The organism is Lederbergia sp. B243.17, assembly GCF_057657925.1.
The window spans coordinates 22,189-46,291 of record NZ_JBWBKF010000039.1 but is presented as its reverse complement, the minus strand read 5'-3'; the positions used below and the strand labels follow the sequence as shown (position 1 = coordinate 46,291).

The window sequence follows — 24,103 nt, the reverse complement described above, 5'->3', positions numbered from 1 at the left end:
ACCTCCCCCTTTAAATATATAATTACCAGGAGTATTCAACCTTCTCTATGTTGTCATCCTTTCGAGTCTGTTCCGCAAACTTTTCTGCTTGTTTAGCGAACTCTTCTGGGGTGATTTCTCCCAGCATTAGACTTTGATAAACGTTAATTATATTTCCAGCCATTTCAGGATAAGAATCATTCATAGCTGTCGGTGCGTAAGAACCTTCCGCCTCTTGCAAAACTTCAAGTGCACTTTTAAGCGGTTCGGATTTTATTGCATCATCGGTGTTTTTAATGACGCTTGCCAGCCCTTTAGATGCCACCATTTTCTCTACTTCCTGTTCACTTGAAAGGAACTTAAGGAACTTAGTTGCTTCCTCCTTGTTTTTTGAACCGCTCGGAACGTACCATGCCCCGCCCCATCCAGTAGAAATTGGCGCTAGCTGTTCCCCTTTGCCTCCATCATAAGCAGGCTGATTCAGTGCTCTTAATTTATAGTCACTTGGAATGACATCCTGCATTTCGCCCTCTAACCATGAACCCGCCATTACAAAAAGAGATTTACGTTGGAAAAACAAAGTTTGAGCTTCTGTGTGAGAAAGACCAAATGTCCCGTTCATGAAAAGTCCTTCGTCTACCATTCTCTGTGACTCTTTAGCTGCTTCTACAAATGCAGGTGCTTCCCATGCCCCCTCTTTAAGGTTGAACGCATCTAGAATTGCTTGCTTTCCACCAATTCTCTCAACGAGCGGCAAGTAAATACCATAGTAATAGTAGCCTGGATGCTTACCTGGAACAGAGAAAACCGATACTCCTGCTTTTTCTGCTTCATCTTTTAATTTGTATAGATCCTCTTGAGTCTTAGGGAGTTCCCAATTATTATCTTCAAACAACTTTTCGTCATACCACCAAATATAACCCGGTGAGAAGATGGTAGGGATCCCATATGTTTTTCCGTCTTTTTTAAGATTAAATTGTCCTGGCTCAAAAGTATCGATCCACTTAGTAGTGCTGTCATAAGCATCTTCTTTCAGCGCTTCATCTAGTGGTTCAATCATTCCTTCATTAATGATACCTTGAATATCGAAACTAGGACCCGGGTTCACTAAATCCGGAACATCCTTTGATAAAAACTTTGTCTGCAATTGAGTATGGATATCAGGGCTTGCGGTTACCTTAATCTCAACATTTTCGTTTTTCTCCATATATGTCTTTGCAGAGTCCTTCACCCATTCAGAACCAAATCCGCCTTCAAACATCATTACCTCGACAGTGACCTTTTCATTCTTTTTACCGGAGGAACCGGAACTGCTGCTGTTTTTCGAACTACACCCGACAATAAAGAGCGATAATATCATTACGATTAATAAAAACTTTTTCATAGGATTCCCACTCTCTCCTTTGGATTTTGCTTACTTATCTATTAATGACTGGTTTAACTCTTTAAGGATTAATCCTGACAAAATAATAGCAGGTGTCCAGCCGCTTTCAATTACGTAAGGACCCCATCCCGTATCCCCGTTATTGCCGAAGTATTCATCCTTATGCAGATGGAATGATCGCATCCACCCCCCCTCAAATTCAGGCTTAGCAGATGTGATTTGGATAGCACAAATATAATCTACCAACTTGCCGTAAAACTCTTCCACCTCATCATCTTGGGTAGCAATGGCTGCTTCATTTCCATTCATAATTAGAAAATTATTCGTATATAGTTGATCCGCTATACCCTCATCATTCCACAAAAACACTCCTGTATCTTCGGTTCCATATCTATCTGGATCAGGGTTATCTGCCTCCTGGATCCCACCCTTCTCATGCTGATGCACTGACAAATAATTTATGATCTCTTTTAAGCCTGCATATACCTCTTTATCTTTTGTCATGCTATACAACTGGGCAAGCGCGAGCAGAAACCTGCTATAGCCAGCCGTTTTACTATACATGTACTTCATTCTTTCTTTATTCCGGAGCAAAAAGCGTGTGCCTTTTAATGAAACATCTAAAAAGGTTCGATCATCGCTCACTAGGTAGGCCTGTAAGAATGCAGCGTGAACGATGCTTTCGAAATGCGGATTCATGCTTGATTCCGTCGATTGTCTGTAGTGTTCACGTCCCTTTTCCGCTAAGTCTTTCTCCCGGAGAACCTCTGGCCGCAACCCATTGACATTCTGAGTTTCGAGCAAGGCATATGCAGTGATTAATCCTCGCCTCTTGTATTCCTCATTACCGGTTTTTCTATAAAGATAGAGTAAGATGAGGGCTACCCAGCTATTGTCGTCTGAAAAAATTTGGTCCGGTTTCTCTTTCGGAAACTTAAACCATTTCCAAAATCCGTAGGTTGTAGAGTCCTCATCTGTATCTTGAAAGCCTTCATTGAACAAGTAGTTCAATATATTATCTGAAAAGGTAATCCATTTTTTATCCTGTACGTATTCACCGTATAAATAAAACAATAGAGCCGTATGGGCATTACAGTCTGGCCTAATATCTTGCCCTACATCACCTCTGATGGAGTGGATATTCTCGAACACCCCTAAACTTCCGTCCTCTTTCGGTAAAATTCCTGAGTTCAAAAACCAGCTGATACCTCTTTCTATCACCTTGCTTACTTCAGTGTCATCCGAGAGTCCCAGAACTGGCTCTATATTATTTAGCGGCAGTTTATAAACATCTCTTAACAATTCAATTATTCTTTTCCAAGCCCAGTGAGGTCTTAATGTCCAATGCTGTTTATTTGCGAGAAAAGAGAAGGCAGCGTATATAACCATGCCTTTGCCAACCTTATTTACTATCAACCCCGGATTACTTCCCTTAGCCATTGATCGATGGGTTTCTTGGAATAGTCCAATTTCCAACAGAACATCTGTATCAAAAGTAAAGCCTGATATAAAGGGCCCCTGCCACTCCAGCAGCGTTCCTTCTACACAGTAGGGAGAGCTGAAAGTTACCTTCAATTTGTCCAATCGATGATTGGTTACGGGAAAGTCTTGTTTTAAGCCAATTAGCCGTGAAGAAGGAAAGTCTTCGCTGTTAATCAATTCACCATATAATGTGCCTCCGGACTCCACGTATTTCCATAGCTTTTGAATAACAGCATAAGGAAGCTTTTTGGGCTGACCATCTTCATTGCCATTTATAAAGATACATGAGTAACAATTTAACTCCCCTGCCATGATATCCTCATACTGTAAGTAGCGAAACTCACCGGCAATATACTTTTCGATTTGTTTTGTCTCGTCAATAATTGCGTACATTTTTACCCCCCCTATTTTCTAAACCTTATATATCTGTGGCCATGCTTCTCCTATCCCTCGCTTTGATGGCAGGGCTTACATTTTTGAATTTGGAAAGGATAAGCGGGAAAAATCAATGTATGTCTCCATCCTATTGCTAGGGTGAAGATCAATCCGAAAACACCCTGTACCGACACTACCAAAAAAGAGAAGCACTTCTTTCTCCTCGAATCCATTTAAATTCTGATTAATATGATTGGTTGTAATTTTCATTATATTTAACTTAGGAAAAATTGTCCACTTTAATATCTAATTAGGAAAAAATTTTCCTTCATTTCATTCTATGTGTTATAAGAAGAGATCATTCTCCTATCTCCACTACAAAAGACGCTTGTTATTCTCGAATGGCTGCCCGTTATTCTCGGATAGAACGACAAAACCACGTTCCTAGAAAAAGGAGCGTGGTTTTGTCGTTCCGGTAAAAAGAACATACAGCACCTGTCATTAAAGCGTTCGTTTATTTAACAGCTGCCCTGTTTACTTCAACACGAATAAGCAATAAAGCAAAGAATACTAATACTGAGAATGCTAAACTAGCACCTGTTACTGTCCAATTTATTTCTCCATTTTTAAGAACACTTACAAGTAGGATCCCTGACAACAAACCGACAATAAGCATAAAATAAGCTATCCAATTTAGAAAGTTCCGCTGTTTGCTGTCTTTAATAATCTTTTCTTTCAAATCCTCATCACTCTCCTTAATAATTCATCGATTGTGATATCGAACAAATCACTTAATTCAATGATCACTTCAATGTTGGGAGAATTTTTACCCGTTTCCCATTTTGAAACGGACTGGCAACTAACATACATTTTTTCTGCAAGGTCTGCTTGAGACCATCCTCTTTTTTCTCGTTCTCTTTTTAAGCGTTCACACAAAACATATTGTTCATCACCTTTCCTCCTTCCAGTATTGGTAGTTTGAGCGGCTAAAGTAAGGATCGTTATGCGCGCATTAAGGGGCAACCAGCAGTTGCGCCCTGGTTATCCGGCGATTTGGCGCGATTAACGGAAACCTGATTTCCAGAATTTTTGCCAGGCACTAGCGCCATCCAGCCAGGCCGCTCCATGAATTCGGCAGGGATTTTATCCAAGAAAGAGATCGTAATGATCATGATATAGCCGCTCATTTTGTTAAAAACTTACTTCCGCGATAAGTCTATATTATACTTTATGGTGAGGAGGAAAATGACTATGGTTAACCACGTAACATGTGAGAAAAGATCTTATACGAGGGAATTCACCTCTCATCAACATGAGTATGGGCAATTTCTTTTTCCGTTGAAAGGATCGTTAGACCTTCTAACGAAGCAGCAGGAAATCAATCTTAATCCGGACTCTTGCTTTTATATCCCTCCCCAACTTGTTCATAACTACCGTTCCAGGGACAGAAATGAATTTCTGATCTTGGATATACCAACACACTACTTGCCGGAACATGCAAACGATATGTATATGCAGGTGGATGAGCAATGGGCTTCCATTCGTTATTTGCTGTTGGAAGAGGCGAAGAATCAAGACAGCACCTCCTCCTTGGAACATTTGGCCAGATACGTGGCCAACAAACTAGATATCTCCATGCCTCCCTCGATTCAATACATTCATGATCATTATAAGGAACCGATAAGACTAGAAACGCTGGCAAAAATAGAGCATTACCATCCCGTCTACTATTCAGCGTGGTTCAAGAAAAGAACGGGCAAAAGCCCAAAAGACTATATAGCTGAACTGCGGTTGAAAGAGGCGAAGCAATTATTAACTTCAACAGAGTGGTCCATGTCTGAGATTAGTGAAGAATTACGGTTTGAAAATTCTTCGTCGTTCACAAGGTGGTTCGGGAAATCAGAGGGAATTTCTCCGCAAAAATACAGGGTTCTTAACCATAGATAAAAAGAAGATTAAACTCGGCAAAGAAAATTCCTTCCTGTTTTTATATGCTAAGTCTAGCGGTTCTTTTTTCAGTATCTGTTGGACCCCTGTTTGGCAGGAATATAATTGGAAGGCGGTATTTTCATGAAGAACATTGAGGACTTTCTTGAATTTGATCTTCGGGTTGGCACGGTCATCGACGCTACACCTTTTCCTGAAGCGAGAAAACCCGCAATCAAACTGACAATCGATTTTGGGGAAGAGATCGGGATAAAACAATCCTCTGCTCAAATTACAAGAAGATATTCACCCGAACAGCTTTGCGGCCGTCAAGTGGTGGGAATCGTTAACCTTCCTCCAAGGCGGATCGCCGGGTTCAAATCTGAAGTATTGGTACTGGGCGGTGTTCCGGAAGAAGGAGATGTGGTTCTGCTGAAGCCCGATACAGCAATCTCAAATGGAACACGCATCTCCTGACCTATATTGCACCATACCCTAAATTGCAATATAATTGAGTGTATTTTACATATTCCAAACCCTAGACTGAGGTGCCGTTCATATGTCATTGAACTTTATATTGCTGCTCACTTTACTCCTTTTGTTTGTTCCGTTTTTCATTTACTTTAAAAGTTCAAAACGGAAAGGCAAAAAACAGCTTGCCATCGCGTGCCTCATTTATTTGGTTATCGCCAGTCCCGTTATATACGGAGTACTCGATAACAAAATTATGCAGTACGAGGATGCCAACATCGGCTTAGGCCTGTCCTTTTTCCTGACGTGGTTTCTTACGATCTGTCTATTAGCGGCTTCGCTTGTATTTGGATTTAAAATGAAAAAAACATCGTGAATTTCTATCGATAATTGAAGGGCCAGCCGATGTCCAATATTGAATTAGCAGAGATCGAGATGATGGTACTTGGAATCTTTCTTCTATTCAGTGCCATGTAGCAGCGGGATAGCTCTCCTGACGATGCCGACCATGACACCATTACCAGGTATTGTCATGATTACCCGCTAAACCGCCGTGCTCATTTTTACTTTGCCATAAGGCATTATGAATCTGATTGCTGCTGGGATGGTCGTGGCAGGCGTGGTGCTCGTAGGCGTGTCAAACACCCGCTGGCTAAAGCGACTATATCCCGGCCATCATCTTTGTAAGAAAAATACTCCTTCTGAATGATCTTCTTCAGAAAGAGTATTTTTTATCTCATCTGCCGTTTTTCGCTTACTTTTCATCATAAATCCGGTTAATTTCCTTTTCCTTTTCTGACCAATCGCTATACGATTCGGAGAGTAGGTAATTTGACATCTCATCCACTTTGTCACCCATGTCCCAATAATAATTATTCCTCATGTCGATGATTTTGTTTTGCTGAGAGCTTGTGATTTTTCCTTGTGTCTGCAATTCCAACAGGACACCTTGCATTTTGTAAGACTCAGCCCGATTTTGTGCTTTCCAGTTTTGAGTATGAGTTACGATACCGCCTCTTTCAGCCACTTTATCCATAACGAGATTGTTTTTTTCTTTTAGCCACCAATCAAGCCACTCTTCTGCACTTTTTAATGTCTTTTCAAATTCGGCCTTCAATTGTTCATGGTTCCGGGCATTTGTATAACTCCCTCCGGCCGCCTTCGCCACGTCCTGAAGCTGCTGTTCTTCTTTGCTTGCCACGTCAAAACCGATAATATGCACAATCGGGGAGATCCCTGATTCCTTTAAGGCGGATGCGGACTGGACCGGATCCCCTCCACAAGTTTCCACCCCATCACTGACGACAAAAATAACATTTTCGTCATCGGCTCCTGCGAATTTTTCCAGGTCTTGCTGCGCTTTTTCAATGGCTCCAGCAAGCGGCGTCCATCCTGCCGGGTCGAATTGATCCAATGCCCCAGAAAGACTTTCCTGATTATAAGACTGGATCGGATAAATCAATTCATTTGATTCACACGACATAGCCTTGTCTGCCTCTGATCCAGTTCCTTTATGCCCATATACTCGCAGTCCCACATTCGCTCCGCTGGCAGGCTTGATGCAAAATTGCGGATGGCTTCCTTCGCCAGTTGCATCCGTGTCTGAGAACCGATTTTATTCGCCATGCTTCCGCTCGCATCCAATAAAATCACTACATTATAGGATGCTTTCTGTTCAGCTCCACTTTCGCCATCCGGCCCCTCTGTTATTTCTGTTGACTGCAATAGCGTCAGCGGATCTTGATATTCCATCTTAAAGAGCGAATACAGATATTTAAAAAGCTTTTCCAGTTCTTCTCCGCTTGCATCTTCGGCGAAGGCAGGGATATCACTCGTAATCTCCTGCAATTCCGCTTCCGGCACATTACCGTCTTCCGACGCAAACTTTCCAACTGGATACTCCACAACTTCCTTCAATGTTAACGGAATTGCACGCACAGCTTTCGCCCACTCCACGCCAAGCTCCTTTTTGGCTTCCTTGATTTCCGCCTCTTGACTATCCTCATTTTTAACTTCGGCCTCTTTCTCTTGGCTTGCTGGATTACCAGACTGGCAGCCCGTTATCAACAAGACCAAAGCGACAAGCAGCGTGCTGGACATCATCTTAATGTATTGCTTCAAACTCCTATTCACCTCTTCGCAATTGATCGGTGCTCTATCGTTAATTATAGTAAAGTTGTGCAGAAAAGGAAGAGTATTTGATCAATTCATCTGTTAAAAACAATCCAATTTAAGAACGGCAGTATAATTTTTATGCCGTTCTCGGCTTTGGTGCAGGAGCGGTTTAACGGGGGCTTGACGGCGGTTGGTAAAAGCATGGTGTAACGAAAAAAAGCGACCATTTAATCGGTCGCTTTTCATAGTTGATCAAGTGACTCATCATACTTCCATGAAAGCCTATCAAAATCATCTGTTAACCCCTGGCTTATCAATCACACTAAACTTTAGATTATCAATCGTCAATTTCTGGTCTGGGGTAAAGCTGATGTACTCAATATTTTCTTCCCCGTTTACCATACTGCGATATCCCGCCTCGGCAAGATAATAATCGATCGATTCGTCATTTAATAGCTTTTGCATAGTCTTGCACTGCTGCAATATCTGTTCTTTTGTCAAATCGCCTTTTTCAAGTTCCAGCATAATGAGAATCGGCTTCGGTGTTTTCAACTGCGGCGTCCATTCCTCAGCAATTTTACTGTACACTTCCACATCAGTATCCACTGAACCGACCTGCGGCACTTTTTCCTGGAGGAGCGTTAGAATATACTGCTCTGCCTCCGCGTTTAGCTTCACTGATGCCTCTTTGTCTATCTTGGATTCATGGATTGTATCACTGAACACTTCATATGGTTCGAAAGCCGAGACATAGAACGTATAGGTGTTTTCAACTGCTGCCGATTCTTTTTTCACTACTTTAAATTCATAAGTGCCATCCGTCCATCCATACCCTACCGATCGCTTGATTTCGTAGTCCATGTTCGGATAAGTTTGTTCTAAAAACTCCACCAGACTCTCTTTTGCTTTGTGTCTGTCAATTGTATTTCCGCTCATTTGCATGTAGGCAAACACTAAGACGGCAATTAATGAAATTGCAATCACACCGTATATTATTTTCTTTTTCATAACTAATTTTCCTCTCTTATTTTAATCATGCAAAAGCCGACAAGGATTCCGATAAAAGTAAATAGCAGATGGATAATTAAGGTCGTCAGTGCGATTTGAAGAGCTTCTGAAAAACTTTCAGCATAAAATTCGCCGAACCAATCCGTCATATATAATAGGCAATTCCATATGAAATTTGGTACGCTTGCAAGCAGGACGGCAACGAGCACCGATCGGTAAAACAGATACGTGACCGCCCCCAAAATTGCATAGGTCAGGATAAAGCCGCTATTGTCATTCATAATGGTCGTGCTCATCGCCAATATAAAGGCAATTGCTACAAAGAAAATCTGTATTGTCGTCAATTTCACCGTTATACTCCGAATCATTTTTTTAGAAGCAAAGCCCGGTCTTATTTCCGCGGGCAGTGGAATTTTTGACTTCTCTGCGATATGCCGGCATTCCTGGCAGCTTTGCAGATGTTCCTCAACAAACCGTTGAGTACCTGGTTGCAATAATCCCTCTTCATACAAAGGCAGTAGATCTTGCGTCACCGAACATCCGGTGTTCATAAAGTCCCCTCCATTGAATTTTGAATTTGTATTTTTAGACGGTGAAATGTTACACGTGCATAATTTTCAGATCTGCCGATTAATACACCAATCTCTGCAAAACTCAGCTCCCCGTATATGCGCAGCAGTACAATCTCTCTCGCCGAATCTTCCAACTTTGAAATATGATGCAACAGTTTTTTCGTATCCTCCTTGATTTCTGCCAGCTCTTCCAATGAATGAATTTCCGTTTCCGGTACCGCAGAAAGTTTTTGCATTAAGCTAAGCTGATATTTGTTTTTACGGTAATACTTTTTCAATAGGTTCGTTGCGATCGAAAACATCCAAGTCGATAAAGTGGAAGTGCCATTAAATGATGCGATGTTTTTACAAGCCTCATAAAAGGTATCGTGGCAAAGATCTTGAGCGGTTTCATGATTACCTGTCTTGGCATAAAAAAACGCATAGATTTTTGGTTGGATTTCCTCGTATTCTTCTTCAAGCTTCTTCATAACGCCCTCTCTCTCTTGCCTGTTCTTAGTATTAATACCTTGTTTACATGTTTCGTTACAACTCTTTGAAGTTATTTCTCATCATTTTTCATATTTTAGACTCATTTCTTTATTGTTGCACCATAGTTAAGTATTAAATAATCGCCAGCCATATGGCGTAGTGCACCCCAAAAGTTAAAGTTGAAAATCTAACTTTTGAGGTGTTTTTTTGCGTCTGAATATGACGAGTCTTTTAAGGTAATGGTGGTGCTCGAGTATCTGAACAACTCGCTGTTTTATGAGCTGCCGGACTCCAGCCCCTTGAGGAGACCCCTGGAAGTGATTCGGGACGCCAACTACCGGGCATTACCAGCACAAAAACCAGGGCCTAAACTCCGGAAACACTAGGTTTTCCAAAGCATATCCCGTAAAGGAAGCTGCCTGGACAACTCACCGATGGAGAACTTTTTCGGCCTGATGAAGAAGCAGGAGATGTATTACAGGGAGACGCGTTATACCTTTGAAGAGCTAATCAAACAGGAGATGTAATATAAAACAAAAAAATGCGTCCCGCTAATGGGAACACATTCATCTCAACCTGGGCTTAAATGGAACGAACGTTCGAATAACTTGTTGATAGAAATTAGAGTCTGGATGAACCTTAGCAATTACCACAGCATTAATTCTGAATTTGAACAAAAACTCCCTGTAAATCTTTACACTAAGCTCAATAAGAAGCATCCATCTTAAAAAAGATTAATCAAAAATGGATGATCCTTTAGCGTGTTTTAGTTTTCTTATTATCATTTCTACAGCGTTACTCATAAACGCTCCCGTTTGTTGAAGATCGTTAATCAACAAAATCCCAGTTAGCTTAAGCAAAAATCTTCAAACACTTTTTTCTAAATTTTCATTTCTTTTTCATGATCTCTTCTTTTGAGACAACACACCAACCGTTTGCTTGAAGTCTCTCTATATAGGCCTCTATCTCGATTTCTTCCCTTTCTAAGTCAAGGGGGCGTAGTGAAACCCAACATTCATTTAGAGCATAATTCATTGTAACCTTAACAACCTCATATCCATTATGAAAACCTGGATGGAATCCTGGGTCATCTAAAATGTCCCCTTTTACAGGACGAATGTTAGATTCAAATGTTTTCATAACTATTTCTCCGATAATGTTTCCTGTTTGTTCTTTTATGGATGATAAAAAAATCATTAAATTTATTTTCATCATAGTCCCCTACCTTAAATTGTAGTAGTGATGTAATCCCTCTCCACAATACTACAAAATGGTGATATTATCCCTAATCTACCTCGCTATACTTCCGTCGCAACCAATAAAATCACTACTTTGTAGAATGCTTTCTGTTCATTTCCGCTCCCGCCCTCCGGCCCCTCTGCAAAAGCGTCAGCGGATCTTTATATTCCGCTTTAAATAGATAATACAGGTATTCAAAAAGCTTATCCCATTCTTCTCCGCTTACATCTTCGGAGAAAACAGGATTCCTTAACATTATCCTTATTTTCGGACCGTGGCATCGAATCGTTGAGTATATACAAACCAAGCAATGCTTGCTGTTAATAATGTTGACGAAATTAAAGCTGTCAGGACACTATGTGTTTGCCAAATAAGTATCGTTGACCAATCGAAAGTTAAAAACATTATACACTGGGCAATCGTAGTGATTAGGAAAATAATTGTTACGATTGCTCTCTTTATTGTCATTGGCTGCCGCTCATTCGTTTTCCTTTTTCTAAATCCTAAGAGAAATAACAGAACGGCCAATGGGCAAAGAATAATTGTGGTAGACGACAAAATGATGTCCAAAAGCTGTGTGCCACTCATCTCATATGACTGAGTTAGATTGCCGTTTACTATATTTTTAATTTTTAGCACCAGGTTTGTATTGGTATTTGCGCCGTTGCTCAGTAAGCAGATGGCTGTTCGCTCATTTGGCAGTATGGCTACTTCGGTTCTAAAATTCGGATTACCCCCAGTGTGTTCTACAATCGTTCGTTCGGCGTTTACCGACCAACCTGCCGCATAATACATATCATTGACAGCTGAAACAGACATATCACCCCTATGGGATTTTTCGATAACCCTGTGAAATATTTCTGGTATGTCCTGCGCGATCCCCATCTGTATGCCCATCCAACGCGCCATATCTTTTGTATTGGAAATGATATAGCCGGCAGGTTTATTCCCCGCATAATCCGGAGCATTAAATGGAGTTGTTATAAAAAAGGAAGAACGGTAGCCCTGTGCTAACTGTCCAGTGGCTTGAGCATCTTCTTTATAAACATACGTCTGATGAAGACCTAAGGGTAGAAATACCTGTTCCTTCATAAAGTCTTCATAGCTTTGCCGTGATACAATCTCAATAACCAAACCCAATACGTCATAATTAACGGTTCCATAGTTATATTGTTCACCGGGAGAGAACGCCAATTCTGCATCTACCAGCGTTTCCACAGTCTTTTGCAACATATCAGGTGTATTACCTTGTGGAATATTTTGAGTATGTCTACTATTTGTTAGGCCGCTCGTATGGTGAAGAAAGTTATTTAGTGTAAGGCTTTGCATATCAATAGGTTTACCTTGATACTTTAACGTAAACCAAGGTAAATATTTTTGGATAGGGTCAGTCATTGATAACAGCCCTTGCTCTTCCAATAGCAAAATCCCCATACCAGTAAAAGCTTTACTTACCGAGGCCAACTCATAAAGTGTATTTTCACTTGCAGACAACCCCTTTTCAAGATCTGCATACCCAGAAGAAAAGTAGAACACTTCACCATCAGCAAGTATTGAGATTGACATTCCAGGTACACCTGATGTCCGACGGGCATCATCTAGCAATGCTTGTATTGCCACAGATTTCGGCTCTGACAACGCATAACTTTTTACTGCGAATCCTGGAAATAATATAAATATCGTTAATACAAAAACAATAGTCTTTTTCATACACTCTCCTTTTTGAAGAATTATAAGGGATTAAATAAATTATCTTTCTATTCAGCTATAAACAACTTTATGATTCATTTTTTAACGGATTATGTAAGCAGATGCAGCGCCTTGTGAATTTGTATACCCCAGTATATTGTTATCTCCTCTTGTTATGAATACTGATTGCCCGGCTGCCTTCTATATTTCCTCGTAACATTCCTTTTTCATTCGCAACTTGGAATACACAGACGACGTAAACTACAAATAATATCGATGCAGGTTTAAAATTACTATTCTTAAATTCATTTATAACCATCTCAATAATAAACAATGAAGCTGACAGCAAAAACGATATTATTGCCAGCATTATAAATACCTTATCCACGTTTACACCCCTTTTTCTTGTACTAGAACTCCACCGTAATACCTGATTATTAAAAAACATTTAATCTTTTAACATCTGGTGGATATAAATCCCATTGACATAAAATTTATAAATCTCTATAATTTTCGACATGGCTATTTCGAAGCTCGAAATATCCGAATATTTAGGGAGGTTGTATCATAATGAAAATTACAAACATCAAGATTGAAACGTTAAAGTTAGAATTGTACAAGCCTTTAACTGTTGCACTTGGGACCATTGAGCATGTAGAAACGTTGCTTGTACAAATTGAAACAGATGAAGGCATCACCGGCATTGGAGAAGGGTCACCGTTTGAGTTCGTGACGGGAGAAACACTTGAAACGTCTATTAAGCTAGCTAAACAATTTAAAACCTTGCTGATTGGAGAAAATCCATTACATATCGAAAAAATACATACCATGATGGATAAAACGATTGTTGGCAACACGGCGACAAAAGCGGCTTTCGATATTGCGCTCCATGATATTATGGGCAAAAAAATGAATGCTCCGCTGTATCAAATATTGGGTGGGCATAGTAACTCCTTTATGACAGATGTCACCATTGGAATCGATACACCAGAGATAATGGCAAAAGAAGCAAAGGAACGAGTAGATAGCGGCTTTTCTATTTTGAAAGTGAAGGCAGGGCTAAATGCTGAACAGGATATTGAGGCAATGCAATTGATTCGTGAAGCGGTTGGCGAGCGGATCCGGATTCGGATGGACGCCAATCAAGGCTGGACCGTGCCCGAATCTATACGTGTTTTAAAGGCGATTGAACCTCTTCATATTGAAGCTGTTGAGCAACCACTTCCTTATTGGAACATTGGGGGACATGCTTATATACGCAATAAAGTAATGACGCCTATAATGGCTGATGAAAGTGTCCATTCTCCACAAGATGCCTTGAAAATAGTAAAGCAGGATGCGGCAGATATTCTAAACATTAAATTAATGAAATCAGCCGGTCTTTATAAAGCCGCACAAATCAACCATATCGCGGAAGCGGCAGGTCTTACTTGTATGGTCGGTTGTATGCTTGAAAGTAAAATTGGTATTACTGCTGGAGCAAGCCTCGTTGCTGCCAAGAAGAATATTATTGATGCCGATTTGGATAGTTTTCTTTATATCAAAGATACAGGGATTAAGGGCGGGATATCCGTTCAAGATGGTGTCATGATGTTACCTGAAAAACCAGGATTAGGGATTGAACTGGAACTATAAAGACTAAGAGTCGATACAAGTTTGGGAGGCTTGATCTTTGTCAGTAAGAAGATTTCATACACCCTCTTGTAGTAAATAGAAAAGAAAATATTAATAGAAATATGAGGGGAAATAAAGATGGAAGCATTATTTACTAGTACGGGAAGTTTGTTAGCGATTATGGCAATTACAGTTGCCCTGGGCTTTTTCTCACAACGATTTAAAGGGTTTAAAATGTTAGGTCCCGCACTTATCGTCATTATTATAAGTTTAATTTTGGCGAATTTGAAAGTGGTTCCCTTTAGCGCGGAAGTTTATGGTGTTGTAGCTGAATATGCGATCCCACTCTCAATTGCGATGATGCTTTTAAGTGTCGATATAAAAGCAATGCTTAAATTATCGAAAAAACCTATTGTTTCGATTGCTATAGCTGGCCTAAGTGTCAGTGTCGTGACAGTGATTGCGGGTATCATTTTCGCTCCGATGATTGAGGAAGGCTGGAAAATCGCTGGTATGTTTGTTGGTACATATACGGGAGGCAGTTCAAACTTAACTGCCATCGGTTATGGACTGGGTGCTCTGCCAACGACTTTTGCGGCAGCGAATGCAGCCGATTATGTCATTGGTGTTCCTACATTAATAGCGATGTTTGCATTTCCTAGGTTCGCTGCACAGTCTAAATGGTTCCAGAAGGTATGGCCATTTTCCCTTTCGAACGTCGAGTTGGAAGGAAAGCATGGAGAACTAGACGATGATCCCTTTTTACAAGAGAAAAAGTGGAGTATTACTGATATCGCTTGGAGTTTTGCACTTGCATTCGGTATTACAGCACTGGCTTCTTTTTTGGCTGGCTTTATGCCAGAATCCTTTCAAGGGGCAGCACGTATTCTATTCATCACCACGATTGCAATTATCGTTGCTCAATTTGGACCAGTGAAAAAAATAAAAGGGAATATGGACTTAGGTTTATTCGTTGCCCTCTTCTTCCTTACCACTATTGGGTACATGGTTAATCTTAAAGCGTTTGTCGGTTCTACACTTGCGATCGCGTTATTCTGTTTTGTTGTCATTGTTCTTTCTTTAACAGTACACGCACTATTATGTCGTCTCCTGAAGATTGAATATCAATACGTTGTGATCGGGATTATCGCATCCATTGCAGATGGATCTACTTCCGCTTTAGTTGCAGCCTCTGCGAATTGGAAAAACCTAGTCAGCCTTGCCATCGTCCTCGGTGTCATCGGGATGGTGATGGGGAATTATCTTGGAATTGGAGTCGCTTATTTGATTAAGTTTATAATCGGCGCGTAAGGTACATCGTTGAGGAGGATGGGAATTATGGCAATCTACCATTTATACCGCTCAGGCATTCATGATGCAACCATTGAATGGAAAGATGACATCATTTATATAAGTGAGCGGGATATAAATCGCAATAAATGGAATGAAAAACGAGTTTTAGAAGCAAACGATGCCGATAGGTTGGAAAGCTTTTATCATATCAACCCTATAAACGTCTTCAAACAATTATCTGAATTCCGAGAAAAGCTAACAACTGATGAGCAAGAAGTTCATCTGTCAAACGATTCCATTTATCAAAAACATGAAGAAGAACAAGATTTATGGGTGCAACGTGAACAGAAATTCCCGCTCGATATTTTGATGATGGATCAAGAACCCGTTGCCTTTATTGTGCCTACTAGGGAGAACTGTCACGTATTAGTGAAAGAGGGATGTGAAACATATACCCCGGTTGACCAATGGAAAAGAGATGTGTCACCTGCCCAATACGGAGTCAAACACATTGGAAGTTTTCGTGTGAAAATGCGGGATGGAATTCATCTTGCGACAGAGGTGTGGCTTCCTGAAGGGCTGGATCACGCGGTACCAACTATTTTTATCCGAACGCCATATGGCAGACTGATGTATGAGAAAATGTACACTAATTTTATCCAAAGGGGATATGGAGTAGTCATCCAAGATACACGAGGGCGCCAGGATTCCGAAGGGAAATGGCTTCCGATGTCTACCGAAGTTGCGGATGGCGATGACAGTCTGAATTGGATTGCCTCCAACAGTTGGTGTGACGGAAATATCGGGATGATTGGTGCTTCGTACGGCGGCTATGTTCAATGGGCTGCCGCTGCAAGCGGAAACCCTCATTTAAAAGCTCTGATCAGCATTGTAACGGCGGGCAGTGCTTTTATTGACATCCCCCGCAAAGGCGGAACGCTTGTTTCAGGGATGCTTGCATGGGCTTTTGCGATGGCCGAGCAAACATTCAAGCCCGAAAACATGCTTCGTTCCGATTGGAAAGAAGTCGTCAAAATTAGACCGTTACAAGATATTCCGAAAATAGCGTTAGGCAAGGAAATCCCGTTTTGGAGCGAATGGATGGAACATGCTCATGAGGATGACTTTTGGCGAGCTGTCAATTGGTCACTCCATAAAGAGTCCATCCAAGCCCCAGCGATGATTGTTTCGGGATGGTATGACGATAATGGCATGGGAACGACAGAGGCTTTAGATATTGTCGCAGACTATCAAACATCGAATAAAAAAGTGATCCTCGGTCCATGGATGCATAATGCGAATACGACTCGTGACATTCAAGGCGTTCCACTTGGTAATAATGCGCTTCGCTATGATTTGGATTATCGTTTTCAGCAATGGTTTGATTGCAAACTAAAAAGTAAAGAGCTTCAACTTCCAGAAGAATCTGCGGTGGAATACTACATAACTGGTGAAAATAAATGGACCCATGCAAGCAGTTGGCCGCCGAAAGAAGTTGAATGGACAAAGCTGTATGTAGCGGGTGATGAGCAAGCAACTGTTTCCGCTGAGAATAGAACACTTGTCTCAAGTCAAAAAGTACAGGATGACTATGTGGAGTATGTCTATGATCCGCATAACCCTGCCCCTCATCTAATCGATATTTCGGAAAACGAAATTGGTGTTCCGGCTGATTATCAAGAGATGGAAAAACGGGATGATGTGCTCGTTTATAGTTCAGATCCACTTCAAGAATCCGTAACGGTAGTAGGCGATCTGGTTGTAAAATTGTTTGCATCGAGCTCTGCAAAGGATACAGATTGGATTGTCCGATTAACAGACGTGGATGCAAGTGGACGCTCTATTAAATTGACAGATGGCGTATTGCGGGCGCGATATCGGAATGGCTTTGATCACGAAGAATTGCTTGAACCGGGTAAAGTGGAAGAGTATACAATTCGGACAGCTAAACTAGCTCATACATTTAAAAAGGGACACCGCATCCGCTTCACCATCACTTCGAGTGCAGACCAATTTATTTTCCCGAACCACAATACAGGTAATGACCCTGCTGCAGATACAGAAACGGAAATAGCGATTCAACGAGTTTATCATTCGAAAGACTACCCGACGCATATTGAATTGCCTATTCTACTGTAGAAGGATTCGGTTCTATACAAAATCCCCTTTGAAGATAGATTTGTCTTCTAAAGGGGATTTTTTCTATATCAATGGTATTAGAATACTCTCGTTGTTACTATAGGGCATAATATCATCAAAAATGCGGAATAAAAGTCCACATTACGATATCAAGACCTAAGTTGGATAATTTCCAGTTATGCACCTGTTACAGAAAAAATGAAAATTAAATCTGTTGACACATACTTCAATAAATTGAAAGAATGATGTAAACAACTGTCCTTTTTACGTTCATGTTACCTATCATCATGCCGCCCATAAATCATCTTCAGTTCTATGAATTGCTGGTAAATGTTATTCTAATTTTAACCTTCGAACAACTGCCTTCTTTGTATTTCCAAATTACTTACGAGAATTGGTTACTTCTCTTTTCATTTTCAATAAATTCATCTTTCGTTAATCCAAACAATATAAAATCTAAATATTGCCCGTTTAAATACACTGCTTGTCGACGAATACCTTCTTGGACACAGCCTAGTTTTTTCATCATCTTCGCAGAACCTTGATTTCCTTCAAGAACACAGTCATTAAATTTATTTAGTCTTCTTTCAAGGAAAGCATATTTTAAAAGAATTTTCATCGCTCTTGTTCCATACCCCTTACCTCGGTATTCTTTATCAATCACTATGCCAATACTAAACGTGCCATTTCTTTCGTCAATACTATTTAAATTTATACCACCTACACTTTTACACTCCAAATTTTCAATAGTAAACATTATTCGTCCATTGGTTGAAGCAAAATCAGCATTTTCCTCTGCGAATTTTTTCGAGCCTACCATGGTGGGTGGTAACTCAATAGCACATTCTAACAGACGGCGTGCAGGAGTATCAAATTTACTAATATAATCTCCTTCCCAATCTTCCGGTTGGATAGCACGCAATCTAACTTTATCATCTTGCCAAAAATAATCGCTATAATCAATTTCCTTTCTTTTAGCTTCCAATGTTCCTCATCCCTTCGAAAATTCTATCAAGCATTGGAAATATCTCTGAAAATCTTCCATACATCACAACCATAATTGCTTACTAATGTGATGAGGATATCCTGTTGTCTATCATATGAACTAAAGAAACTTACACCCGGATCGCAACCTTCAAAATGACAGGCAAATGTACCATTTGCTTTTTTATCAAGCCAAATCCCATATCCATAGCACTCTTCTTTCACTTGGGGAGTTAACATCTTTTTTAACATTTCCTCCGAAATTAATTGACCATTCAACAGGGAAGTCCAGAACTTTTCAATATCTATTACAGTGGTAAATGCTCCACCTGCTCCTGTTCCTTTTACATCAACACTGTAAATATTGGTATAAAACTCCTGACTAATGCGATCATATATATACGCATTTGCACATCCAGAAGGCAACCTGTCCAGCTCATAATATCCTGTATCCAACATATTACATGGAACGAAAATATTTTCACGAAGATAGACATCAAATGGCAAGCCAGTAATTGACTCAATAATAAGGCCAAGAACAACAAATCCGGTATTATTATATTGAAACTTCTCTCCTGCGGGATACATCATCGGCTTATGAATGAATAATGGAATGATATCCGTTGATGTGCGGATTTTATAATTGGGATAATCTATCCACAGTTCATCATAATCCTCCATGATGGACTCATCAAAATAATCAGGTATCCCTGATGTATGAGTAAGCAACTGTCTAATAGTGATGTGAGGATCAATATCCTTCAAATCAAAATTCAAAATGTCTCCTATATAACGATCAAAAGATAATCTGCCTTGTTCAATAAGCTGTAAAATCGCTACAGCGACAAAGACTTTTCCTGCTGAAGCTGTTGCAAACTTGGTGCCAACTTTATTTGATACTCTATTGGGCGAGTCTGCATAACCAAACGCTTTTCGGTATACATTTTCGCCCTTTTTCGTAATCGATATGACGCCACTAAAATCCTTGTCTATGTATTGTTCCACCCTCATATTTTTCCCTCCTGAAACAGCTTATTCCACAAAGTTATTAATACTTTTCCAAACTATGATTATTTTTCTTCAAACCTTAACTGTAATCGAAATCTGCAGAACACAAATCGTACCTGCGGCTAGGATTCACAAAAATCGCTATCATGCTTATACGGTGAAAGTTGATTCCATCGTATGTCACCTCTTTACTATGAGGCAATGAGTTCTGACGCTTTCTCGTTTCCGCTTAATTGTAAAATATCTGAGTTTCTGATTATATGTAGAATTTACTTTATAATTGTTTCTTGCACAAAAAGGCTCATGAGAGTAAAGATCTCATGAGCCCTTATCCTATCTCTTTGAATAGACAATTTTTTTAATGCTATCGTAGGAAAGAAAATATTGTTCCATAAGTTCATTAATTTTTGCGCCATTACAGAACTTTTCGCGGATTTCTTCATTTCGCAGGTTCAAGGTTTCTTTATACCCTGATTTTTCTCCCCAGCCCTTACGGACGCCTTCTTGAATTGGGATATATACTAGTTCTCCTTGAACATACTTTTGAATTTCCTCAAGAAGATCCTTTGGTAAAACTGAATACGCCTTAATATATTTCATTCCCGCTCCGCTCCTTAAAATAAATTCGAATTTTAAGGTAGCAAAGCCTATACTATCAACAATATCGACCATTCTTTTCAGATAGAGGACGAACGGTTATAACAAACTAGCTCCATACAAACAACCGCTTTAGTTCATAATATCGACTTTGCATGGAGCTTTCCTAGGCAATTGAATCTATAAAGCAGATTATTCATTAACTATCCCTCCCGTCTAACAACTGTATAAAATAAAGAACAATGCTATACTCGATATATTAACATACTTTTCAAATAATTCTCGAAAATCTTCTCCTTAAATACATTAATATTGTCTCTACTCCATATTTGTACGGTAAGTATTGGTAGCCCCAACAAAAACATAAAAACAGGTGAAGAAAATGACTTTTTTTCTTCACCTGTTTTATTCTAGTGGCTTATTAGATAGCCCTTATTACCTTCGAAAAACCCTATCAATATTGTCAGAGTGTGATATAAGCTCCCCAAAGCCTTGGTATATCAAGGTTTTAGGCGTCTTTACATCATGCCGCCCATAATTCAGCGAGCTTTTCAGGTCTTTCCTCGGCTTTTTTACGATGTAAATTCAATCATCAAGTTAAGTAGAACAGAACATTCATTCTCCCGACTTTGCCTAGTTATTTTTATTCGTTATTTTTCTGTTATTTTTCGAAAAAATAACTGCATAGCCTGTTGTGTTAACTGTCAAACTCCACTTCCACGACACTGTCATAATCAATCAGCAACACATTCCCATAGTAATCCTTCACTCTCAGTTGCCTTTCTGTTTGGTCGATATAATGGATTACTCCTGCCACTTCCTCAACAAAACCATCTATCCATAAAGTAAAAGCCAGAGGCAATTGATATTCCATTGAAGTATGTATCGTCTCGTCTATCTGCTGCAGCTGAGATTCATCCAAGACAGGCTTTTCTGTTTTGTAGTAGTCCGCCTGCATCTCCCTTATTTGCTCCACATGTTCAGGCATGAAGAAGCCCTGCCATTTGATGATGCCCCTGTCGTTCATGCGAACATCGCCTTCTGTCTGATTCTATCCACTGATAGGATATTTTCCTTTTTGAATACTCGATACTCCTTTTTATTAAAGCAATAGGCCCTGACGTACTGATCAGTTACCGATAGTACCTTTATGACTCTTTGTGTAAATTGACCGTCCTTATCCAGGTAAATCATTAGCAGCTTCTTATCGTTCTTTATTGACCAATTAAGCACTCCGTCCATCCTTATCCCTCCAAAGAACAAACATTTGTTCTTATTATATGCGAACATTTGTTTGTTTACAACTGGAAAAATGTTATAATCTATTCAGGAGGGACGATGAATGCGAATCACTTTAGACTTTTTAATATATGCCAATGGGCAGACGTCAAAAAGACGTGAGGTCTTTTTAGTGGGTGAAGGTTTTAATGGGGTTGAGGATGCTATAAAAGTGGCTAACATCTACCTGAAACAACTTTATAGGGAGATTGGCAATGGGGCCATCATCGATAAGGTTGTATTTAATGAGGTTTTGGATATTTCGGAGCATGTGCATTTATATAGATTGAAGCTAGTTAAATGAGCTCGGCAATTCGCCGGGCATTTTTGTTGTTTATTCAAAAAAGGAACTTTTATGGGATGTGATGAAATATATAGATGGTGATGTGGAAGTGTTACATCGATGATTTACACGAAAAGGTTAAGTGAGGGGTGAGATATTGTTTAAAAAGCTTTTGCTTATACCGTTAGTATTTTTGACTGTTGGCTGTTCAAATAACAGCTCTGAATATTTGATTTACGACTTACAAAGCACAATTGATGAGATGGAGGAAAGAATCACGTTTTTGGAATCAGAAAACGACTCTCTCAGACAGGAAGTGGAAGACATGGCTGATGACTTGAGTAACTCTAACGTGGAATCAGAGCTAGAGGATTTGGATTCACGCTTGTTCGACGTCGAATTAATGTTGGACATCCAATGAGAAAGAAGGACCCGGCAAAGGGCCGGGCCTTTTTCTTATTTCTTATCTTCATTTAATTTTACTAGCAATTCATCTATTTTCTTTTCAAGCTTATCAAGCCTATCGATTACTGGTTGGACAATATATTTTCTCACATTATCGACAATCTTATTAACGACCTTGGCAGCATCTTCCCTCAGCAAGTACCTTCGCGGATACCCTTTGAAATAACCATTCTTCGTCGCCCTGTACCAGTCTTTAGATTCAACAGCCCAAGGACTTTCTTTCTGAGTATTATTGTTGAGTTGTTTTTCAAGAGCATCTACCTGCTTCTGCAGTTTTGCAATCTCTTCTTTCATGGTTTCCTCTTCCTCCTTCTCCTTTAAAGAAGCTGCCGAATAAACCGGCACACCGTTTTCTACATCGTGCTTAAACTGTGCCTTTGTGATGCCGAAACTGGCAAGGTAACCGAAGGGATCAGTATGTGTAGTGCCGCCCAGCTCTTTCCGGATCCAGTCGTGTGACTTGATTCCCTTCGTCGCCGCTTTGCCTTCATCAAATATTTTCGGAATGCCGGCTTGCTCAGCTAAATACCGCAAGAGCCAGACGTATGCTGCATAGTCCTTTTTAAATGTCTCCGGATCATTCGTGCGTGCCAGCTCCACTTGAGCATAGGAGTATGGGTTGCCTTTGGGGCCGCAACCATATTGCAGGCGACCGACTGGCGCCAGCTGTACTATACGGCCGCCCCCGCCTACCCAGTGGGAGGTGAATGCGTTACGATAGTTGTTTTTCATAAAGTTGATTTCTTTTTCTAAAGAATCTGGCCCTGTATTTTTTGGATTTCCAGATTCGTGCGCCACAATATAACGGGCTGCCGTTAAAGACAATACAGGCAGCCCGGATATAATTTGATTTTCGATAGGATAGGACAATTACTTTGCCTCCTTCTTAGGCTCCCGATATCTAAGTGCCTGCTGGCTGTCAGACACCCCGGCCGTCGTCGGGTCCGTCACAGCGTTATAGAGGGCTACGATAATTGTCCCAAGTACAAATGGATTTGCACACGCATCTCGGATTAAACTAAAGAATGTCATCCAACTCGTGACTTCGCTTGCTGATATCCCGTAGTATGCCAAGATTGGCACCCCGAATGCTATCAGGACTTGTATAATAAACTGCGGATTTCTAAATCTAACACGCCAATTAATTTTCACTTGTTTCATCCTCTCTTTTTTTCAATAATTCCTGCTGCAGAATCTCGTTTTCTTTCAGCAACTTCACTTTGTCGATTTTCTCCAATTCTGGATGGCGTTCCAATCTTTTCTCCTTGCCGTCCGGATCCTTATGGAGTTTTTCTAAAGCGTTATATAAAACCGGCGGGATGGGCAGCCCCATCTGCGCGCAATTTTCCAAAACGGAAATGCCTTCGTTGACGATAAAAAAAGATGTCACACCAATGATGATCCAACCATTTGTATTCTGACCGGCAGTCACGGCCATGTACTCGATAGCTCCAGCCATGCCAATCAACAGCAGGACAGCTACCTTCTTAATCACTCCTGCCATGCCAACAGTGCTATTCCATGACTTAGTTAAAAACGACCGCATCAGGCCACTGGCAACGTCCAGAAACATCAAAAAAACGAGGACCACAATGGCCTCGTTAATCGTGTTCAGCATATACATGGCAAAACTGGCGATCAATGCGCCAATGCCTTTAACTCCCGTGACCTGCATACGTGTCACCTACCTCCACTCCTTTCGACAAATCCCCTCTCCCCCTTCAGTTTTCT

Annotated in this window: 26 protein-coding genes and 1 pseudogene; 8 read left to right on the top strand and 19 right to left on the bottom strand. The window is 40.4% G+C overall.

Going from position 1 to position 24,103, the window contains the following annotated elements; translation table 11 throughout:
• Nucleotides 1–22: 22 nt before the first annotated feature.
• The 4 genes and pseudogenes from AC0TWI_RS07470 to AC0TWI_RS07455 form a co-directional block, all read right to left on the bottom strand.
• The gene (locus AC0TWI_RS07470) at nt 23–1,363 is read right to left on the bottom strand and encodes an ABC transporter substrate-binding protein (protein ID WP_488125713.1); all 1,341 of its coding nucleotides are present in this window, start codon (nt 1,361–1,363) and stop codon (nt 23–25) included.
• Nucleotides 1,364–1,393: 30 nt separating this feature from the next.
• On the bottom strand, nt 1,394–3,238 hold the full coding sequence (locus AC0TWI_RS07465; protein ID WP_488125712.1) for a hypothetical protein: 1,845 nt from the start codon (nt 3,236–3,238) through the stop codon (nt 1,394–1,396).
• Nucleotides 3,239–3,734: 496 nt separating this feature from the next.
• Nucleotides 3,735–4,156: pseudogene (locus tag AC0TWI_RS07460) on the bottom strand (helix-turn-helix domain-containing protein).
• 65 nt (nt 4,157–4,221) lie between these two features.
• On the bottom strand, nt 4,222–4,392 hold the full coding sequence (locus AC0TWI_RS07455; protein ID WP_488125802.1) for a hypothetical protein: 171 nt from the start codon (nt 4,390–4,392) through the stop codon (nt 4,222–4,224).
• Nucleotides 4,393–4,465: 73 nt separating this feature from the next.
• On the opposite strand from AC0TWI_RS07455, the gene AC0TWI_RS07450 reads away from it, so the two are divergent.
• The 3 genes from AC0TWI_RS07450 to AC0TWI_RS07440 all read left to right on the top strand — a co-directional run bounded on the left by AC0TWI_RS07450 (nt 4,466) and on the right by AC0TWI_RS07440 (nt 5,993).
• Nucleotides 4,466–5,167: an AraC family transcriptional regulator gene (locus AC0TWI_RS07450; protein WP_488125711.1), complete on the top strand. Its 702-nt coding sequence runs from the start codon at nt 4,466–4,468 to the stop codon at nt 5,165–5,167.
• 123 nt (nt 5,168–5,290) lie between these two features.
• Nucleotides 5,291–5,623 (top strand): chaperone CsaA, encoded by a 333-nt coding sequence (csaA, locus tag AC0TWI_RS07445; RefSeq protein WP_488125710.1) that lies wholly within the window; start codon nt 5,291–5,293, stop codon nt 5,621–5,623.
• Between the two features lie 82 nt (nt 5,624–5,705).
• Nucleotides 5,706–5,993 (top strand): hypothetical protein, encoded by a 288-nt coding sequence (locus tag AC0TWI_RS07440; protein WP_488125709.1) that lies wholly within the window; start codon nt 5,706–5,708, stop codon nt 5,991–5,993.
• Between the two features lie 378 nt (nt 5,994–6,371).
• Here the strand turns inward: AC0TWI_RS07440 and AC0TWI_RS07435 are convergent, their stop codons facing one another.
• From AC0TWI_RS07435 to AC0TWI_RS07405, 7 genes are all read right to left on the bottom strand, one after another.
• A complete protein-coding gene (locus tag AC0TWI_RS07435) occupies nt 6,372–7,100 on the bottom strand; it encodes a vWA domain-containing protein (protein WP_488125708.1) in 729 nt (242 codons plus the stop codon).
• Nucleotides 7,076–7,738, bottom strand: a complete 663-nt coding sequence (locus AC0TWI_RS07430) for a vWA domain-containing protein (protein ID WP_488125707.1) — start codon at nt 7,736–7,738, stop codon at nt 7,076–7,078. Before AC0TWI_RS07430 ends, AC0TWI_RS07435 begins: the two co-directional genes overlap by 25 nt.
• A gap of 285 nt (nt 7,739–8,023) precedes the next feature.
• Nucleotides 8,024–8,740 carry a YfjL-like protein gene (locus AC0TWI_RS07425; protein ID WP_488125706.1) on the bottom strand — a complete coding sequence of 239 codons (717 nt, stop codon included), beginning with the start codon at nt 8,738–8,740 and terminating at the stop codon, nt 8,024–8,026.
• 2 nt (nt 8,741–8,742) lie between these two features.
• A complete protein-coding gene (locus tag AC0TWI_RS07420; RefSeq protein WP_488125705.1) occupies nt 8,743–9,291 on the bottom strand; it encodes a zf-HC2 domain-containing protein in 549 nt (182 codons plus the stop codon).
• On the bottom strand, nt 9,288–9,782 hold the full coding sequence (locus AC0TWI_RS07415) for an RNA polymerase sigma factor (RefSeq protein WP_488125704.1): 495 nt from the start codon (nt 9,780–9,782) through the stop codon (nt 9,288–9,290). Before AC0TWI_RS07415 ends, AC0TWI_RS07420 begins: the two co-directional genes overlap by 4 nt.
• An 889-nt stretch (nt 9,783–10,671) precedes the next feature.
• A complete protein-coding gene (locus tag AC0TWI_RS07410) occupies nt 10,672–10,995 on the bottom strand; it encodes a hypothetical protein (RefSeq protein ID WP_488125703.1) in 324 nt (107 codons plus the stop codon).
• A 288-nt stretch (nt 10,996–11,283) separates the two neighbouring features.
• Nucleotides 11,284–12,732 (bottom strand): serine hydrolase domain-containing protein, encoded by a 1,449-nt coding sequence (locus AC0TWI_RS07405; protein ID WP_488125702.1) that lies wholly within the window; start codon nt 12,730–12,732, stop codon nt 11,284–11,286.
• A gap of 549 nt (nt 12,733–13,281) precedes the next feature.
• Between AC0TWI_RS07405 and AC0TWI_RS07400 the strand changes: the two genes are divergently transcribed.
• The 3 genes from AC0TWI_RS07400 to AC0TWI_RS07390 all read left to right on the top strand — a co-directional run bounded on the left by AC0TWI_RS07400 (nt 13,282) and on the right by AC0TWI_RS07390 (nt 17,757).
• Nucleotides 13,282–14,346, top strand: a complete 1,065-nt coding sequence (locus AC0TWI_RS07400; RefSeq protein WP_488125701.1) for a mandelate racemase/muconate lactonizing enzyme family protein — start codon at nt 13,282–13,284, stop codon at nt 14,344–14,346.
• Between the two features lie 117 nt (nt 14,347–14,463).
• Nucleotides 14,464–15,636, top strand: a complete 1,173-nt coding sequence (locus tag AC0TWI_RS07395; RefSeq protein WP_488125700.1) for a DUF819 family protein — start codon at nt 14,464–14,466, stop codon at nt 15,634–15,636.
• A 27-nt stretch (nt 15,637–15,663) separates the two neighbouring features.
• The gene (locus AC0TWI_RS07390) at nt 15,664–17,757 is read left to right on the top strand and encodes a CocE/NonD family hydrolase (RefSeq protein ID WP_488125699.1); all 2,094 of its coding nucleotides are present in this window, start codon (nt 15,664–15,666) and stop codon (nt 17,755–17,757) included.
• 385 nt (nt 17,758–18,142) lie between these two features.
• Here AC0TWI_RS07390 and AC0TWI_RS07385 read toward each other — a convergent pair whose 3' ends face one another.
• The 5 genes from AC0TWI_RS07385 to AC0TWI_RS07365 all read right to left on the bottom strand — a co-directional run bounded on the left by AC0TWI_RS07385 (nt 18,143) and on the right by AC0TWI_RS07365 (nt 21,588).
• On the bottom strand, nt 18,143–18,742 hold the full coding sequence (locus AC0TWI_RS07385) for a GNAT family N-acetyltransferase (RefSeq protein WP_488125698.1): 600 nt from the start codon (nt 18,740–18,742) through the stop codon (nt 18,143–18,145).
• Between the two features lie 26 nt (nt 18,743–18,768).
• On the bottom strand, nt 18,769–19,752 hold the full coding sequence (locus tag AC0TWI_RS07380) for a serine hydrolase domain-containing protein (RefSeq protein WP_488125697.1): 984 nt from the start codon (nt 19,750–19,752) through the stop codon (nt 18,769–18,771).
• A gap of 330 nt (nt 19,753–20,082) precedes the next feature.
• Entirely contained in the window at nt 20,083–20,349 is a 267-nt protein-coding gene (locus AC0TWI_RS07375; protein ID WP_488125696.1) for a CD3324 family protein, read from the bottom strand.
• Between the two features lie 694 nt (nt 20,350–21,043).
• Nucleotides 21,044–21,373 carry a YolD-like family protein gene (locus tag AC0TWI_RS07370; RefSeq protein ID WP_488125695.1) on the bottom strand — a complete coding sequence of 110 codons (330 nt, stop codon included), beginning with the start codon at nt 21,371–21,373 and terminating at the stop codon, nt 21,044–21,046.
• A complete protein-coding gene (locus tag AC0TWI_RS07365) occupies nt 21,370–21,588 on the bottom strand; it encodes a hypothetical protein (RefSeq protein WP_488125694.1) in 219 nt (72 codons plus the stop codon). Before AC0TWI_RS07365 ends, AC0TWI_RS07370 begins: the two co-directional genes overlap by 4 nt.
• A 100-nt stretch (nt 21,589–21,688) precedes the next feature.
• Between AC0TWI_RS07365 and AC0TWI_RS07360 the strand changes: the two genes are divergently transcribed.
• Complete coding sequence (locus AC0TWI_RS07360) at nt 21,689–21,928, top strand: hypothetical protein (protein ID WP_488125693.1); 240 nt, start codon at nt 21,689–21,691, stop codon at nt 21,926–21,928.
• Nucleotides 21,929–22,064: 136 nt separating this feature from the next.
• Entirely contained in the window at nt 22,065–22,328 is a 264-nt protein-coding gene (locus AC0TWI_RS07355) for a hypothetical protein (RefSeq protein ID WP_488125692.1), read from the top strand.
• Nucleotides 22,329–22,363: 35 nt separating this feature from the next.
• Here AC0TWI_RS07355 and AC0TWI_RS07350 read toward each other — a convergent pair whose 3' ends face one another.
• From AC0TWI_RS07350 to AC0TWI_RS07340, 3 genes are read right to left on the bottom strand one after another with little or no spacing between them, the layout of a single operon-like run.
• Nucleotides 22,364–23,242 carry an N-acetylmuramoyl-L-alanine amidase gene (locus AC0TWI_RS07350; protein WP_488125691.1) on the bottom strand — a complete coding sequence of 293 codons (879 nt, stop codon included), beginning with the start codon at nt 23,240–23,242 and terminating at the stop codon, nt 22,364–22,366.
• Entirely contained in the window at nt 23,243–23,533 is a 291-nt protein-coding gene (locus AC0TWI_RS07345; RefSeq protein WP_488125690.1) for a phage holin, read from the bottom strand. It lies immediately after the preceding gene.
• On the bottom strand, nt 23,514–24,047 hold the full coding sequence (locus AC0TWI_RS07340) for a phage holin family protein (RefSeq protein WP_488125794.1): 534 nt from the start codon (nt 24,045–24,047) through the stop codon (nt 23,514–23,516). Before AC0TWI_RS07340 ends, AC0TWI_RS07345 begins: the two co-directional genes overlap by 20 nt.
• Between the last annotated feature and the right edge of the window lie 56 nt (nt 24,048–24,103).

Bases quoted from the DNA above. Each gene is read 5' to 3' on its own strand.
- AC0TWI_RS07405 (WP_488125702.1), bottom strand. From the start codon at position 12,732: ATGAAAAAGACTATTGTTTTTGTATTAACGATATTTATATTATTTCCA.
- AC0TWI_RS07450 (WP_488125711.1), top strand. From the start codon at position 4,466: ATGACTATGGTTAACCACGTAACATGTGAGAAAAGATCTTATACGAGG.
- AC0TWI_RS07415 (WP_488125704.1), bottom strand. From the start codon at position 9,782: ATGAAGAAGCTTGAAGAAGAATACGAGGAAATCCAACCAAAAATCTAT.
- AC0TWI_RS07410 (WP_488125703.1), bottom strand. From the start codon at position 10,995: ATGAAAATAAATTTAATGATTTTTTTATCATCCATAAAAGAACAAACA.
- AC0TWI_RS07425 (WP_488125706.1), bottom strand. From the start codon at position 8,740: ATGAAAAAGAAAATAATATACGGTGTGATTGCAATTTCATTAATTGCC.
- AC0TWI_RS07470 (WP_488125713.1), bottom strand. From the start codon at position 1,363: ATGAAAAAGTTTTTATTAATCGTAATGATATTATCGCTCTTTATTGTC.
- AC0TWI_RS07435 (WP_488125708.1), bottom strand. From the start codon at position 7,100: ATGTCGTGTGAATCAAATGAATTGATTTATCCGATCCAGTCTTATAAT.
- AC0TWI_RS07360 (WP_488125693.1), top strand. From the start codon at position 21,689: ATGCGAATCACTTTAGACTTTTTAATATATGCCAATGGGCAGACGTCA.
- AC0TWI_RS07465 (WP_488125712.1), bottom strand. From the start codon at position 3,238: ATGTACGCAATTATTGACGAGACAAAACAAATCGAAAAGTATATTGCC.
- AC0TWI_RS07395 (WP_488125700.1), top strand. From the start codon at position 14,464: ATGGAAGCATTATTTACTAGTACGGGAAGTTTGTTAGCGATTATGGCA.
- AC0TWI_RS07370 (WP_488125695.1), bottom strand. From the start codon at position 21,373: ATGAACGACAGGGGCATCATCAAATGGCAGGGCTTCTTCATGCCTGAA.
- AC0TWI_RS07400 (WP_488125701.1), top strand. From the start codon at position 13,282: ATGAAAATTACAAACATCAAGATTGAAACGTTAAAGTTAGAATTGTAC.
- AC0TWI_RS07440 (WP_488125709.1), top strand. From the start codon at position 5,706: ATGTCATTGAACTTTATATTGCTGCTCACTTTACTCCTTTTGTTTGTT.
- AC0TWI_RS07390 (WP_488125699.1), top strand. From the start codon at position 15,664: ATGGCAATCTACCATTTATACCGCTCAGGCATTCATGATGCAACCATT.
- AC0TWI_RS07455 (WP_488125802.1), bottom strand. From the start codon at position 4,392: ATGATCATTACGATCTCTTTCTTGGATAAAATCCCTGCCGAATTCATG.
- AC0TWI_RS07380 (WP_488125697.1), bottom strand. From the start codon at position 19,752: ATGAGGGTGGAACAATACATAGACAAGGATTTTAGTGGCGTCATATCG.
- AC0TWI_RS07365 (WP_488125694.1), bottom strand. From the start codon at position 21,588: ATGGACGGAGTGCTTAATTGGTCAATAAAGAACGATAAGAAGCTGCTA.
- csaA (WP_488125710.1), top strand. From the start codon at position 5,291: ATGAAGAACATTGAGGACTTTCTTGAATTTGATCTTCGGGTTGGCACG.
- AC0TWI_RS07340 (WP_488125794.1), bottom strand. From the start codon at position 24,047: ATGCAGGTCACGGGAGTTAAAGGCATTGGCGCATTGATCGCCAGTTTT.
- AC0TWI_RS07375 (WP_488125696.1), bottom strand. From the start codon at position 20,349: ATGAAATATATTAAGGCGTATTCAGTTTTACCAAAGGATCTTCTTGAG.
- AC0TWI_RS07420 (WP_488125705.1), bottom strand. From the start codon at position 9,291: ATGAACACCGGATGTTCGGTGACGCAAGATCTACTGCCTTTGTATGAA.
- AC0TWI_RS07345 (WP_488125690.1), bottom strand. From the start codon at position 23,533: ATGAAACAAGTGAAAATTAATTGGCGTGTTAGATTTAGAAATCCGCAG.